Source organism: Deminuibacter soli, assembly GCF_003412455.1.
In the GTDB taxonomy this organism is placed as follows: domain Bacteria; phylum Bacteroidota; class Bacteroidia; order Chitinophagales; family Chitinophagaceae; genus Deminuibacter; species Deminuibacter soli.
The window spans coordinates 26,667-41,623 of record NZ_QTJU01000002.1 but is presented as its reverse complement, the minus strand read 5'-3'; the positions used below and the strand labels follow the sequence as shown (position 1 = coordinate 41,623).

At 48.8% G+C, this 14,957-nt stretch carries 13 protein-coding genes; 9 read left to right on the top strand and 4 right to left on the bottom strand.

Features of this window, described 5'->3' with window-relative positions; genetic code table 11:
- From DXN05_RS06570 to DXN05_RS06560, 3 genes are all read left to right on the top strand, one after another.
- The gene (locus tag DXN05_RS06570) at positions 1-1,788 is read left to right on the top strand and encodes a RagB/SusD family nutrient uptake outer membrane protein (RefSeq protein WP_116846457.1); all 1,788 of its coding nucleotides are present in this window, start codon (positions 1-3) and stop codon (positions 1,786-1,788) included.
- 114 nt (positions 1,789-1,902) lie between these two features.
- Positions 1,903-2,373, top strand: coding sequence for a DUF1573 domain-containing protein (locus DXN05_RS06565; RefSeq protein ID WP_116846456.1), 471 nt, complete (start codon positions 1,903-1,905; stop codon positions 2,371-2,373).
- Between the two features lie 46 nt (positions 2,374-2,419).
- A complete protein-coding gene (locus DXN05_RS06560) occupies positions 2,420-3,979 on the top strand; it encodes an FG-GAP repeat domain-containing protein (protein ID WP_116846455.1) in 1,560 nt (519 codons plus the stop codon).
- Between the two features lie 303 nt (positions 3,980-4,282).
- Here the strand turns inward: DXN05_RS06560 and DXN05_RS06555 are convergent, their stop codons facing one another.
- The 3 genes from DXN05_RS06555 to DXN05_RS06545 all read right to left on the bottom strand — a co-directional run bounded on the left by DXN05_RS06555 (position 4,283) and on the right by DXN05_RS06545 (position 6,573).
- Positions 4,283-5,629, bottom strand: a complete 1,347-nt coding sequence (locus DXN05_RS06555; RefSeq protein ID WP_116846454.1) for an NAD(P)/FAD-dependent oxidoreductase — start codon at positions 5,627-5,629, stop codon at positions 4,283-4,285.
- A 74-nt stretch (positions 5,630-5,703) separates the two neighbouring features.
- On the bottom strand, positions 5,704-5,982 hold the full coding sequence (locus tag DXN05_RS06550; protein ID WP_116846453.1) for a SelT/SelW/SelH family protein: 279 nt from the start codon (positions 5,980-5,982) through the stop codon (positions 5,704-5,706).
- Positions 5,983-5,991: 9 nt separating this feature from the next.
- On the bottom strand, positions 5,992-6,573 hold the full coding sequence (locus DXN05_RS06545) for a YdeI/OmpD-associated family protein (protein WP_245975148.1): 582 nt from the start codon (positions 6,571-6,573) through the stop codon (positions 5,992-5,994).
- A gap of 134 nt (positions 6,574-6,707) precedes the next feature.
- Here DXN05_RS06545 and DXN05_RS06540 point away from each other — a divergent pair, with 134 nt between their 5' ends.
- From DXN05_RS06540 to fabF, 5 genes are all read left to right on the top strand, one after another.
- Positions 6,708-7,382 carry a vWA domain-containing protein gene (locus DXN05_RS06540; protein ID WP_116846452.1) on the top strand — a complete coding sequence of 225 codons (675 nt, stop codon included), beginning with the start codon at positions 6,708-6,710 and terminating at the stop codon, positions 7,380-7,382.
- The gene (locus DXN05_RS06535) at positions 7,382-8,146 is read left to right on the top strand and encodes a PP2C family serine/threonine-protein phosphatase (RefSeq protein ID WP_116846451.1); all 765 of its coding nucleotides are present in this window, start codon (positions 7,382-7,384) and stop codon (positions 8,144-8,146) included. The genes DXN05_RS06540 and DXN05_RS06535 overlap by 1 nt, the downstream gene beginning before the upstream one ends.
- A complete protein-coding gene (locus DXN05_RS06530) occupies positions 8,143-10,086 on the top strand; it encodes a protein kinase domain-containing protein (RefSeq protein ID WP_116846450.1) in 1,944 nt (647 codons plus the stop codon). The genes DXN05_RS06535 and DXN05_RS06530 overlap by 4 nt, the downstream gene beginning before the upstream one ends.
- A gap of 135 nt (positions 10,087-10,221) precedes the next feature.
- A complete protein-coding gene (locus DXN05_RS06525) occupies positions 10,222-10,812 on the top strand; it encodes a TetR/AcrR family transcriptional regulator (RefSeq protein ID WP_116846449.1) in 591 nt (196 codons plus the stop codon).
- 4 nt (positions 10,813-10,816) lie between these two features.
- Complete coding sequence (fabF, locus tag DXN05_RS06520; RefSeq protein WP_116846448.1) at positions 10,817-12,064, top strand: beta-ketoacyl-ACP synthase II; 1,248 nt, start codon at positions 10,817-10,819, stop codon at positions 12,062-12,064.
- A gap of 80 nt (positions 12,065-12,144) precedes the next feature.
- Here fabF and DXN05_RS06515 read toward each other — a convergent pair whose 3' ends face one another.
- Positions 12,145-14,388 (bottom strand): beta-N-acetylhexosaminidase, encoded by a 2,244-nt coding sequence (locus tag DXN05_RS06515; RefSeq protein ID WP_116846447.1) that lies wholly within the window; start codon positions 14,386-14,388, stop codon positions 12,145-12,147.
- A gap of 108 nt (positions 14,389-14,496) precedes the next feature.
- On the opposite strand from DXN05_RS06515, the gene DXN05_RS06510 reads away from it, so the two are divergent.
- Complete coding sequence (locus DXN05_RS06510) at positions 14,497-14,934, top strand: antibiotic biosynthesis monooxygenase family protein (RefSeq protein WP_211329994.1); 438 nt, start codon at positions 14,497-14,499, stop codon at positions 14,932-14,934.
- Positions 14,935-14,957: the final 23 nt, after the last annotated feature.

Sequence of the window (14,957 nt, the reverse complement as noted above, 5' to 3'; positions counted from 1 at the left end):
ATGAAAAAGAAAATCAATAAAATATGGATGATAATACCCGCTTTGTCCGGTGCGGTATTATTCAATGCGTGTAACAAGAGCTTTCTCGACCAGTCAGCCAAGGGTGCTCTGAGCCCTGACCTGCTGCCTACTAAAACAGTATTACAGGCGCTGTTAGCCGGCGCTTATGCTGCGCTTGACGGCCAGGGTGCAGGCAACAATGCCATTGCAGGCGGTGCTCCATGGGAAGCTTCTCCCAGTAACTGGATTTACGGCAGCGTAGCAGGTGGTGATTCACACAAAGGCTCCAGCCTTGGTGACCAGCCGCCGATCGTTCCTATCGCCACTGCACAGGAAGACCCTTCCAATGGTTTCTTCAATACCAAATGGAAAGCCCTGTACGAAGGCATCGCACGTTGTAATGCTGTTTTAAAAACAGTTCCGCAAACACCCAACCTCACTGCTACAGACCGCGTAAACATCGCGAACGAAGCAAGGTTCCTGCGCGGCCACTACTACTTTGAGCTGAAGAAGTTCTTCAACATGGTTCCATGGATTGATGAAACCACTACAGACTTCAACCAGCCAAATGACAAAGACATATGGCCGATGATCGAGAAAGACTTTAAAGCAGCTGCCGACAGCCTTGGTGATAAAGCGCCAACTGCAGGCCAGGCCAACAAATGGGCTGCTAAATGTTATCTCGCAAAAACCTATGTATACGAGAAAAAATGGACAGAAGCGGAAGCACTGTTTGAAGAAATCGGCGCCGGTGGTATGACCTCTACCGGTTTGGCTTATGGCCTTACCGACAGGTTTGAAGACCAGTTTGATGCTGCTACCAAAAACAACAAGGAAACTGTATTCGACATACAGATGACTGCCAATGACGGAACCAACTCTATCGCCAATGCCAACGGCGGCGATATGCTGAACTTCCCTTACAACAGTCCTTTCCGTTGCTGCGGTTTCTACCAGCCTTCTATCGACCTGTCTAACTCTTACAGAACAGATGCCAGTGGCCTGCCTTACCTGGATGATTATAACAGCCACCCGGTAAAAAATGACATGGGTGTTATTTCTGAAGGCGACCAGGGCGGTGCACCGTTTACACCCGATGCTGATCCGCTGGATCCACGTATCGACTGGACCATCGGCCGCCGCGGCATTCCATTGCACGACTGGGGTAACCACCCAGGCAGCCACTGGATCCGCGATCAGGCATCTGCCGGTCCGTTCGCCAACAAAAAGAACCTTTACTGGCAGGCAACCGCCGGTACTTATTCTGACCAGAGCACCTGGGCACCAGGTTCTGCCATCAACATTCACATTATCCGTTATGCAGACGTACTGTTGCTGTGGGCCGAAACTCAGGCACAACTGGGCAACCTTTCCGGCGCACTGGAACATGTGAATGATGTAAGGAAAAGAGCAGCACTGCCTGTTAACTTCCTGAAAACATATGCAGACCCTGCCAACCCAATGGGTGGTTTCTCCGGTACCAATGCAGCCAACTACGTAATAGCTCCTTATGCAAGTTTCCCTTCACAGGATTACGCGCTGAAAGCAATACGTTTTGAACGCAAACTGGAACTGGCTTGTGAAGGTCAGCGCTTCTTTGACCTGGTTCGCTGGGGCATAGCAGAAACAACAATGAATGCCTACTATGCTTACGAAGGACAAATTACCGGTGACTTACCTGGTGGTCACTTCACAGCTGGTAAAAATGAATACTTCCCCATCCCTCAAATACAAATTGACCTGGTGGGTAAAGCAAAACTGAAACAGAACCCGAATTACCCGCAGTAATTTTTATTCTGTTCAAAAAAACAAAAGGTCGTTGCCAGTTTGCAACGACCTTTTGCGTTAATTAAATCACTAACTTTCTCCCTGTTTTTAACATTGCACCACAAGCCAGTAAGTATGAAAAGAATTTTCGCAACAGCTATTGTTATCGCATGCCTGGTTGCATGCCGCGACCGCCACAACCCGTATGAAAACAAACTCAATCTTCGCCCGAGTTATCTTGCACAGGTAGATGTTGAACATTACACCACCATTCAATGGTACGATACTGTTCAAAACTTCGGCACCCTGAAAGAAGGCGATAGTGTACGGGTGAAATTCCGTTTTAAAAACACGGGTAAAAGACCCCTGTTCCTTTCAAATATACGCAGCAGCTGCGGCTGCACGGTTCCCAGCTTCCCCGAGAAACCCATTTTCAGCGGTGAAGAAGATACGCTTGTTGCCACCTTCAACAGCGAAGGCCATCCCGGCGCTGCACGCAAGGGCATTACCATTACCTCCAACACCAACAACGGCACCGTACATGTGCTGTACCTGGTAGGTAACGTTATTCCCAGGCCCACTGCACCGGCTATTCCCAAACCATAACCCATAGTTACAGGCATTCAGCGCAATTTTATTTCAACAGCATCGCATGCAGTATACAACCGCCCGCTATAAAACCGGCTTTATTATTTTCAGTATCGGCGTTTTAATGGCAGCCTGCCAATCTAAACCCTTGTTGCATAAAAATCTTTCACATGCACAAACAGCTGATGAAAGCATTGCAGCGGGCCAAAAGCTGGCAGCACAATACTGCCAGTCTTGCCACACCTTACCCGATCCCTCATTGCTCGATGCCAATACCTGGGAAAACGGTGTGCTGCCGCAAATGGGTCCGCGGCTGGGTATTTTTGAACACCTCATGAAAAAGTACCCCAGCAACCAGAACGATCCCAATCTTGATAAAAATTTCTACCCTGCACAGCCAGCCGTAACAGCACAGCAATGGCAGCAGATCATAGATTACTACACAGCTGTATCGCCCGATACACTGCCCCAGCAGCAACGCACGCAGCCCATCCAGGTAAGCAGTACGCTGTTTACCGTAACACGCCCCAAACAACAGGGCGCTACACCGGCCACCTGCTTTGTTAAATGGGATTCAGCAGGCCGGCATATTCTCACAGCAGATATTATACAGCAATCACTGCATGCTTTTAACGGGCAGTTACAGCCAACAGATTCCCTGCACACCGGCGGTGCCGTGGTGGATGTTACTGCATCACCCGCAGGCACTGTTGCCTGTAACATGGGCGCTTTTTCACCCAACAATGCCAGGGGGGGCTTTCTGCAATTACTGCAAACAACCGGTAAACTGCAATTAAGCAATCCCCGGCTTACCGGCAACCTGATGCGGCCTGTAACCATTGCAGCAGGTGATTTTAACGGTGATGGCAAACAGGATTATGTTGCCGGCGAATTTGGTTACCTGCAGGGACAGCTGTCGTGGCTGGAGCAAAAAGACAGCAACCAGTTTACACAACACGTGCTGCGTAGCGTGCCCGGCGCCATTAAAACCTATGTGCAGGATTATAACCATGACGGCAAACCTGATATATGGACGCTGTTTGCACAAGGCGAGGAAGGCATTTTCCTGTACACCAACAAAGGCAATGGCGAATTCAGCCAGGAGGAAGTGTTGCGGTTTCCGCCTTCTTATGGCTCTACTTTTTTCGAGTTAACCGATTTCAATAAAGACAGCGCACCGGATATTGTTTATACCTGCGGCGATAACGGCGATTACTCCACTATCCTGAAGCCCTACCATGGCGTATATATTTTCCTGAACGATGGACACAACCATTTTAAACAACAGTATTTCTTCCCCATCAATGGCTGCTACAAAGCCCTTGTACGCGATTTTGACAATGACGGCGACCCTGATATTGCTGCTATTGCCTATTTTGCCGATTTTGCACACCAGCCAGAAGAAAGCTTTGTGTACCTGCAAAACCAGGGCAATGGCCAGTTTACCCCGTACAGCATTCCCGAAGCAAAAGAAGGCCGCTGGATGACCATGGATGCGGCAGACATTGATCACGATGGTAAAACAGAACTGCTGCTGGGCAATTGCTCTGTGGGACCTAATTTTATTAACCCGCATGCCAACTGGCAGCAGGGCCCTGCCTTACTGCTGCTGAAACTGAGATAACTGCAATAAAAAACCGGGCTGCAAACAACCCGGTTCAAATTATACCTGAGCAAAAAGTACATTTTACAGTAACACTGTAACAGTTGTTATGCGTGCGTTCATCAACTGTAGTCATGCCAGCCAGCCTGCAACGATAACAGGCAGTAACACCTGCTTTATCCTTGTGCGGTAAAATATTACCGGGGTATCTTTAACTGAAGATCCCTGTTGCAAGTAGTAGTTTTCTCAGCTATAAATATAAGATTTCAGGCGCCTTTTGCGTCAAAACAGCAGATATTTCATGAAAAATAATATAACAAAATTTCATGCATGTTCTGTAGCGTTTAACTCGAACACTTTCTCTGTTTTTACATCGTTTTTCCTGATATAGGGGCGGATGATCAGGCGATTGCCTTTGTCAAACGTAAAGAAGTTCCAGAGCCAGTTGGTGAACACCAGCATCTTGTTCCGGAAGCTGATTAAAAAGCCGATGTGTACAAACAACCAGATCCACCAGGCCAGCAAACCGCCAAAGTGCAGCTTACCCGGCAAATCGGCCACTGCCTTGCCCCTGCCGATGGTAGCCAGCGATCCTTTATCAAAATACTTAAATGGCTTAACAGACTGGTTGCTGTGCAGGGCATAGAGGTTCTTCCCTAGGTACTTGCCCATTTGCATGGCAGGTTGCGCCAGGCCGGGATGGCCTTTGGGTGTTGCTTCGCTTTTCATTATAGCAATATCGCCGATAGCGAAAATATTGCTGCTGCCTTTTACCCGGCAGTTTTCATCCGTAAGCAGGCGCCCTTTTTCTGCCCATTCCGGTGGCAGGCCGGGCAGCACATCACCGGTTACGCCGGCCGTCCATACCACGGTAAACGATTTCAGCTGTTCACCATTTTTAAGCGTCACGGTTTCCCCGTCGTAGGATTGTACCATGGCTCCCAGTTTTATTTCCACGCCCAGTTTCTCCAGATCTTTTTTAGCGCGGGCGCTGGCCTGGGGCGACATGGGTGGCAGTAACCTGTCCATCCCCTCGAGCAGGTAAATACACATGTGCGAAAAATCGAGGCGCGGGTAATCTTTGGGCAGCACGTATTTTTTCAGCTCGGCCAGTGCACCGGCCATTTCTACCCCGGTAGGGCCGCCGCCAATAAGCACAATGTTCAGTATATGGTCTTTAATAGATTCGTCCTTATTAATGCTGGCCCATTCAAATAACTGCATCAGCTGGCTGCGCAGGTCAAGCGCGTCGGGAATGCTTTTAAGCGGAAGCGCCAGCTGCTCCATTTTCTGGTCGCCGAAATAGTTGGATTTAGCGCCATTGGCAATTACCAGGTAATCATATTCCAGGTCGCCGGCCAGTGTGCTGATGGTGTGCAGGGCAGGGTTTACAGATTGCACTTTCAGCATGCGGAATTCAAAATCTTTTTTCTTCCTGAACTGGCTGCGCAGCGGGCCTGCAATGGCATCTGCCTGCAAACCGGCAGTGGCCACCTGGTACAACAAAGGCTGAAACGTATGGTAATTGTGTTTATCGAACAATACAACCTGGAAACGGCTGTCGGGCAGGTATTTCACCACATTCAAACCGCCGAAACCACTGCCCACTACCACTACGCGGGGCTTGTTCACTTTAGGAATATTGAGAGCTAGCTGCTGTACTGGTAACATAACTGGTGTTTAGGGATGCAGTACAGTATTTATGCCAGTATGGGCAGGCCAGGCCGCCTGCTGCAGTGCAGGAGTTATTTATGGTCAGAATGGCCCAGCGCCTTACCCGGCGCCACGGTATCGCGCACCAGCTGTTTCAGTTCTTTGGCTTCAGGAAAGCGGCCCATGGTTTTACGGTCGAACACGAGGTGGTGGTTTACCCTTACCTGGTAACAACCAGCCGTTTCACTGGGCTGCAGCAATACGCCGTGCAGCTCGTCCTGGAAAGTAGTCAACAGTTCCTGCGCCATGTAGGCGGCGCGCAGCATCCATCCGCAGCGGGGACAGTATTCAATGGTTACGGTAGGCTTCATGCCTTAAAGTTACCCCAATAAATTCTTACGATCATCACGTGCATCGCGCAACATCTGGCCAAAATCTTTTTTTACCGCCATCGCATTAACAGACTGAGCGATGCGTTTGGTTCTGGTGGTATCGGTTTTGGCCGTTTCAATCCATTTAATCCAGTAATTGCGGTGCGATTGGGGTATTCCCTGCCAGTAGGCTAGTGCAGCTGGCTCATCTTCCAGGCATTCCAGTAATTCGGGGATCATTTTCACCGGCTCGGGATTTTTATCAACAGCCAGCTTTACCACCAGCGAAGCGCCCACCTGCTTTTTAATCGCCTTCCGCACTGCGCCATTCAGGGGCATAATAAAATTGCCTTCTCCCATAGGCAGCAGGCTTACAGCTTCAAAGGCATAAGCATCGAGCCTGCCTTTTACCCTGAATGATTTTTTGTTGCCCGGAAGCAGCTTCTGTGCATATTCTGCGGGTATGTCAATATAAGTCCACCCGGTTTTCTCTCCTTGCTTTTCAAAGCGCTGTATAATGGCAGTGTATTGAATCATGGTAAAGCTTTCTGCAATAAAACTAATCAAATCACTGGTATTGAACAGGGGCATACAGGTCAACACAGCTGGTATAAATAACTTTATTCATGATGTGTTACAGACAGTGCCGCAAACATTTTCAGCAATTTATAGTGTGCCTTAACCAATAAATCTTTATTTTTCGGGCACCTAAACGCTTTAAAAACATGGATGAATATATTTCATTCGAGCAAATCCCGTTTGGCAGTGACAACTTTGCCGACAATCCCGAGCCAAGATGCCCCTGTGTATTGTTGCTCGACACTTCCGGGTCCATGGCCGGCAATCCCATACGCCAGCTGAACGAAGGCATTAAAACATTCCGCAACGAGCTGCTTGAAGATCCCCTCGCCGTTAAACGCGTAGAGATAGCAGTGATCACTTTCGGGCCGGTTACTCTGGAATCTGACTTTCACACAGTACCCAATTTCGGGTTAAGGGAATTAACCACCAACGCCGATACGCCGATGGGCGCTGCGATTGCCATGGGTATTGACCTGGTGAACAAGCGCAAGCAGGAATACAAAAATCATGGCATTGGTTATTACAAGCCCTGGATTATCCTCATTACAGACGGCGCACCGACAGACAGCTGGGAACATGCTGCCAGCCTGGTAAAAGAAGGAGAAGAGAAAAAGTCTTTCGCCTTTTTCGCCATTGGTATCGAAGGCGCCAACATGAAACTGCTGAAACAGATTTCACCAAGAGAGCCGCTGAAACTGAAAGGGCTCATGTTCCGTGAATTCTTTATGTGGCTGTCTGCCTCTATGAAAATTGTATCGGGCAAAAGCCCGGGCAGCAGTATTAATCTTTTACCCCCAACCGGCTGGGCCGAATTATAATGAATTGGAAATCGATTGGACAAAGTGTAGTGGGGAAATCGCACAGTATCGATAACAAGGCATGTGAAGACCATATCTGCTATGAAACTGTTTCCTTACCCCATGAACAGGTACTTCTTTGTTGCGCCAGCGATGGCGCAGGCAGCGCCATGTTTGCAGCAGAAGCATCTAACCGGGTTACCCAACGTACCATGCAGCTGCTGAAACAGTGGTTGCACAATGGTACCGTTATTACAGAAGCGCTGCTGCTGCAAATGATTGAAACCATTTACGATGAACTGCAGGCAGCAGCTACACACAGGGAAATACCACTTAACGAATTTGCCTGCACACTGCTGGGCTGCATTGTTTACCGTACCTCCGCTGTTTTCTTCCAGGTGGGCGATGGCGCCATTGTACGCCACGACGGCAATGAAGGTTACAGTCTTATCTGGTGGCCGCACAATGGCGAATACCAGAACAGCACCGCATTTATTGTAGATGACCGCATAGCCTCGCAGTTTAAAGTACAGCTGCTCAACGAAGCCGTACACGAAGTAGCCATTATTACCGATGGCCTGCAGCTGCTTGCGCTGAACACAGAAACCATGAGCCCGCACCAGCCCTTTTTCGCAGACATGTTTAAATGGCTGCGCCTGGCAGATGATGAAAAAAAACTGCACATACTGCAGCAAAAATTAGGCGACTACCTCAACAGCCCGGTAATTAACAACAGAACAGACGACGACAAAACGCTATTCCTGGCTTCAAGAATACAACCATGACAGGCAGAACAGTTAAAGGATTACACTGTGATTATATGATAGGCCGCGAACTTGGCAGAGGCGGCGAAGGGCAGGTATTTGAGGTACACCACAACGATGCTGTGGTGGTGAAGCTGTACAACGAAGAACTAAGCACAGAAAAGGCAGAAAAACTCAAATACATGGTAGAGATAGGCAACGATGATATACGCGCCTATGCTGCCTGGCCCTCGGATATTGTAACCGATTTAAAGGGCAATACCATTGGCTTTGTAATGCGCAAACTGGTGAACAGCGTACCGTTGCACATGCTGTTTAGCCCTATGGACAGGAAGAAACTGTTCCCTGCACGCGGTTACAATTTCCTGGTGCATGTTGCCCGCAACCTTGCTGCAGCTTTTTATACACTGCACAATGCCGGGCTGGTAATTGGCGATGTTAACGAAGGCAATATACTCATCGATAAAAACGGCATGCTTACGTTTATCGATTGCGATTCGTTCCAGGTGTATGTAAAGGAAGAGAAAAAATATTATTACTGCGAGGTAGGCGTGCCACGCTACACACCACCCGAGCTGCTTGAAATGACTTCCTTTGAAAACGTGGTACGTACTGCCAACACCGATGTGTTTTCGATGGCCGTACTTATTTTCCAGCTGCTGTTCCTGGGTCGTCATCCTTTTGCAGGGCGCAATACCTCCAGTGACGATATCGATGAAGAAACTGCCATTAAAAAACACTATTTCGCTTACTCACAAAACAACGAGGCGCCGAAACTGCTGCCACCGGCAGACAGCCTGGAAATAAAACACCTCTCCCCCCTACTCAGCCAACTGTTTCACCAGTCGTTTGAACAAAGAAGCCGCCGGCCCATTACTACGGAGTGGATTAAAGCATTAGATCAGTTTCAGAAAGAGATGACGCGCTGCGCCAACGCTAAAATGCACTTCTACCCCAAACACAGCGAAACCTGTCCCTGGTGTTCGTTTCGTGAAAAGCGCGGCATCGTTTATTTTATTGACGACAGTTACCTGAAAAGCAACCCGCTGCTGGAAAATATCGACAGTTTTGTAAACGGCTTCCAGGTAGAAGAAATTACCCTGAAACCGCACTCAGGCAATTACCTTACCACCGGGCTTTCTGCAGCTACTATTCCGCAGCAGTTTTATCTGTATAAAAACTACACACGTTATGCAAAACTGGCCATACTGCTGCTCACCACCGGCATTGCTTTTATTACGCCATGGCTCATTATTGCAGGCGTAGCTGCTTACTTTGTTGCCAATGCCCTGCTTCCCTGGAAAAACAAGCTGAACCGCCAGCTGCAGAAAAGGGAAACGGACTACACCACGCTTAAAAGCCGGTATGCCGCACTGGTAAAAACGTACAACGCACCGCCGGAATTAAACGTATACAACCAGCTTACACAGAAACTGGAAAACCAGATAAAGGCATTTCGTGAATTACCGGTCGAATTTAAAGAGCGCAAGAAACAACTGGAAGAGGTACAGTACAATGAGCAGCTGGAAGCATTTTTAAAAAGCTGCAGTCTGAGGGATCACAATATTGCCAGCTTTGGCAGTGCGCGTAAACAAATCCTGTTTAACAACGGTATACGCAATGCAGCCGACATTAGCCGGCTGCCTGAACTGCGCATACAGGGCATTGGCCCTAAAAACATGCAGGTGCTGCTGAACTGGCAACGGCAGGTGTGTGCAGACTTCACCTACAAACCCAACGATACGCTGTTCAGCAAACAGTTGCACACCATCTTTCTTGAAATAAACGGCAACAAGCAAAACCTCGAAAACGAGATCCGCTCCAACTACCAGGCCATTCAGCAAATGAAAAACCACATCTACACCAAACAGGCTGCACTGGAAAAACAAATAGCCGCCATGGCCGCACAGGTACACCAGGCTTCGCTTGACAGTGAGGCATTCAGGCGGTTTATTCAATAAACATCACCCGTTAAAACATACCATTATTTATGTATACAGGATGCCTCCCAGGCGGGCGCCATCTTTCGTTTAACAAAGTTTTTCCCTTAATTTATACCGATTGGTATATTTTTGCACCTTAATCATTTTCCTTACATGGGCAAGGCCGACCAGACAAGACAACTGATCATTGAAAAAACAGCACCTGTTTTTAATGTGAAAGGGTATGCCGGCACCTCACTGAGTGATATTACCGAAGCTACAGGACTTACCAAGGGCAGCATTTACGGCAACTTTGAAAACAAAGACGAAGTGGCCATTGAAGCCTTTGCCTACAATTTGCAAAAGGTAAATGCCATTTTCACGGCTGCTACGGGTAAACATGCCAGCTGCAGTGCCCAACTCATCGCCTTTGCTGAGGTATACGAAAACTTTTTGCACCAACCCTTTCCCCATGGCGGCTGCCCGGTGCTGAACGCAGCCATAGAAGCAGATGATACGCACCCGCAGCTGAAACAGTGCGCAGCCGCAGCCCTGAACGGCTGGAAGAAAATGATTGCAGCTATTGTAAAAAAAGGCATTACCGATAAAGAGTTTAAAGCAAGCGCCATACCGGATGAAACAGCGATTACACTGATTGCTTTACTGGAAGGCGGTATTATGATTGCCAAACTAACCGGTAAACGCAGCTACCGGCAAACCATCAGCAAGGCCATCCGCCAACTGGTGCAGGACTTAAAAAAATAAAATCATGAAAAGAGTAGTTGTAACAGGATTAGGCGCCATAACGCCATTGGGCAATTCGGTCAATGAATTCTGGCAAAATATTCTTGCCGGTAAAAGTGGCGCCGGGCCAATCACCAAATTCGACAGCAGTAAATTCAAAACACAATTTGCCTGTGAAGTAAAGGGATTTGATGCAACCGTCTACCTTGAAAAGAAAGAGATCAAAAAATACGACCTGTTTACACAATACGCCATCGCTGCCAGTGATGAAGCCATTCGTGATGCAGGCATCGACTTCAGCAGCATGAGCACGGCAGACCGTGCTGAAGCCGGTGTAATATGGGCATCCGGCAACGGCGGCATTGGTACGTTTGAAGAACAGCTGAAAGAGTTTTATGCAGGCGATGGCACACCACGCTTCAACCCTTACTTTATTCCTAAAATGATTGCAGATATCGCTGCCGGTGTTATTTCTATCCGTCACCAGCTGCATGGCCCCAACTATTGTACAGTATCGGCCTGCGCCTCGTCTAACACAGCGATCATTAATGCGTTTGATACCATCCGCCTGGGTAAAGCCAACATCGTGATAGCCGGTGGTTCTGAAGCAGCGGTTACTGCCGCATCGGTAGGTGGCTTTAATGCAGCACAGGCTTTATCTAAAAACAATGAAGGATACGCTACTGCCTCCAAACCATTTGATGCCGGCAGGGATGGTTTTGTACTGGGTGAAGGCGCGGGCGCACTGGTGCTGGAAGAATGGGAACATGCAGTTAAAAGAGGTGCACGCATTTATGCCGAAATGATCGGCGGTGGCATGGCAGCAGACGCCTACCATTTAACCGGTACCCCACCCGATGGTCATGGCGCTGCACTGGGTATGGAAAAAGCACTCAGCGATGCCGGTATTGATGCCAGCCAGGTTGATTATATCAATGCACACGCTACCTCTACCCCATTGGGCGATTTAAGCGAGCTGCACGCCATTCACAAGGTGTTCGGCACCAAACCTGCGGTAAGCGCCACCAAGTCAATGACAGGGCACTTACTGGGCGCAGCGGGGGCAGTAGAAACCGTTATCACCGTACTCGCCGTACAAAACGATATTGTACCGGCCACCATTAACACCACGCAGCTGGATGAAGCCACCCCCGCCGCTTTGAACATCGTACTCGGCGAGCCTCGCAAACAAACGGTACAATATGCACTGAACAATACCTTTGGCTTCGGCGGACATACGGCCAGTTCGCTGTTTAAAAAGTACACAACATAACCCGCATACAAATCCTTTAGTAATACAAAGGCCCCGCACGCAATACGCACGGGGCCTTTTTTATTTATAACAAACTGTGTTTAGTATACAATCACTTCATCAGTAAACAAAAAGCCTTTGTGATTTTTAGCGTATACATGAATATAACGCACAGGCTCACCTTTCAATACAGCACGGTATTGCTGTAACTGTAATTCACGTTTATCGTACGTAAGCTGGTTCAGCACTTTTACCGGTTCGCTGAAATTCACACTGTCTGCTGATACAGACACTTCCACGTATTCGGGCATATACACCCCCGGGCCAATAAGCTGCTGGAAATTGAGTGTTACGAAGTGCACGATATCAGTCTTCTCCAGGTCAATCGTAAAATCAATGTCCGTATCAAAACCCTGCCACTGCCCATCGCTGTAAGTATAGGTGCCTCGGTAGCCATTTACCAGCGTAGCATCGCCCCTGGCAGTGTAGCGTTTGCTGGGTGGTATTTTATACGTTACCTTTTTGCCCAGTGCTTTGTGAAAGTCTATTTCAACACGGCTCAGTGTATCATGCCTGGTTGAATCAGTAAAATAGGCGGCCTGCACTATAACACTGCTGTCTACCTCCAGCTCACCTTCATACAAAGGTGATTGAATGGTGGGCGCTGTACCATCCAGCGTATAGTGTATGCCAGGCTGGTAACGCTCTGTGTGCATGCGCACTGTTGCGCTGCGTATAGCCGAATCAAACGTGGTTTGCATAATCACCTGTGCCGATGGCCTGAAATAGTTCACCTGCTTTTTCTGCAATATGCCATAGTGCGGGTACAGCCTGCTGTGAAAATCATCGGCATTCTTTTGCGCAAGGCTGATCCACCCATTTTCTGCAAGTGCTATGGCGCGGGGAAACAGCATGTATTCAGCCTGCTCCATGGTAGGTATATATTCCGTCCACAAGTTGGCCTGCACGCCAATTACATGTTTGGCCGCAACACTGTCGAGTACGGCAGGCACCGGGTTGTACCCGTACACCATAGAGGTAGGCAGGTAACCGCCAAATGCTTCGGGCTGCGTGGCAGGGTTATCCTGGTAGTGATCAAAATAACAATAGCTCTCGGGTGTCATCACCACATCATGCCCTTCCTGTGCTGCGGCAATGCCACCTGCTTCGCCGCGCCAGCTCATTACCGTTGCTGCGGGGGCAATACCGCCTTCCAGTATTTCATCCCAGCCCAGCAGTTTACGGCCATGCTGCTGCAGGAACCGCTCTATGCGTTTCATGGCATAACTCTGCAAACCGTTCTCATCTTTCAGCTGCTCATTTGCAATACGGCGCTGACATTTGGGGCATTGCTTCCAGGCTTTCCTGCTGGCTTCATCGCCACCCATGTGTATATACGTGGATGGAAATATATCCATTACCTCTGTCAGCACATCCTGTAAAAAATTAAACGTAGCATCGTTGCCCAAACAATATTCCGAGTTGCGGTAGGGCTCACCCGAGCAGGACAAATAGGGATAAGCCGCCAGCACTTCTTCCGAGTGACCGGGCATTTCAATCTCCGGGATCACGGTGATACCGCGCTTCGCAGCATACTGCACCACTTCTCTTGCTTCCTGTTGCGTATAGTATCCGCCATAGGCATTGGGATCCCCCTCACTTGAATAACGGCCGCCTTCCTTGCGCCATTGTTTCCAATTGGCACCCGTGCGCCAGGCAGCCTGTTTGGTAAGCAACGGGTACCGGTTTATCTGCAAACGCCAACCGGCACCGTCTACCAGGTGCCAGTGAAAGGTATTGAGTTTGTAAAGCGCCATCAGGTCGATCAGTTTTTTAACAAAGCTGATGGGATAAAAATTGCGGCTCACATCCAGCATCAGCCCCCTGTAACGGAAACGCGGGGCGTCGGTAATATTCACACAGGGGATGCTGCCCTTGCGTTGTGTGAGTAAAAACAACTGTGTTAACGACTGCATGCCATTGAGCATACCTGTACGCGTGGGCGCAGCAATGGTAATAATATCCGGTGCAACGGTAAGCCGGTAAGCGCTGGTATCCGTTAAACCGTCTGCCGCGCGTTTGGCAAATACAATAGCGTTGGAACCCGCCTGCTGACTGCGTGTAAGCACACGCACATTACCTGCCGGCATCGATACGCTTGCCGCAAACATTTCTGCCACATCCCGGTATTCGGGATCAGTAATAATCATGGTTGATTCATCGGCCAGGAATACGCCGGGCTTTTCTTCGGCATGCAAAGGCTTCGGGATAATGGAAATACGTACCGGCTGCGCCATTGCCAACGAACAGCAAACAACCAGCAATACTGCTGAGATATATTTCATTGGGAAAAGATAAGAAGAAATGGTGAGTGGTGAGTGAACTGGTGAGTGGTCAGTAAACCCTCCTCCATAACACCTCAGCCCATTGCACGCTGCAGGAAAAAAGCAGACATGGCATTCATTACTACACCTGCCAGGCTGCGGCATTGCATCGCTTCTTTTATCTTTGCCATTACTAAAACCAAAGCAATGTTCGCCGTTATTTTTGAAGTACAACCTAAGGAACACCTCCGACAGCAATACCTCGATATCGCTGCCTCTCTAAAGCCGCTGCTGGAACAGATAGACGGCTTCATTGCCATTGAACGCTTCGAAAGCCTGGTAAATCCCGGTAAGATATTGTCACTCTCTTACTGGCGCGATGAAGCAGCCATTACCGCATGGCGCAATACAGAACTGCACCGCATGGCACAGGAGAAAGGCCGTGAGGAAATATTCAGCGATTACCATTTACGCATTGCAGCCGTGGTGCGCGACTATGGTATGTTCAGCCGGGAACAGGCGCCGGCAGACAGCAACCAATATCACCATACACAACCGGAACAATAAACCGGCACCATTGGAAAATACCA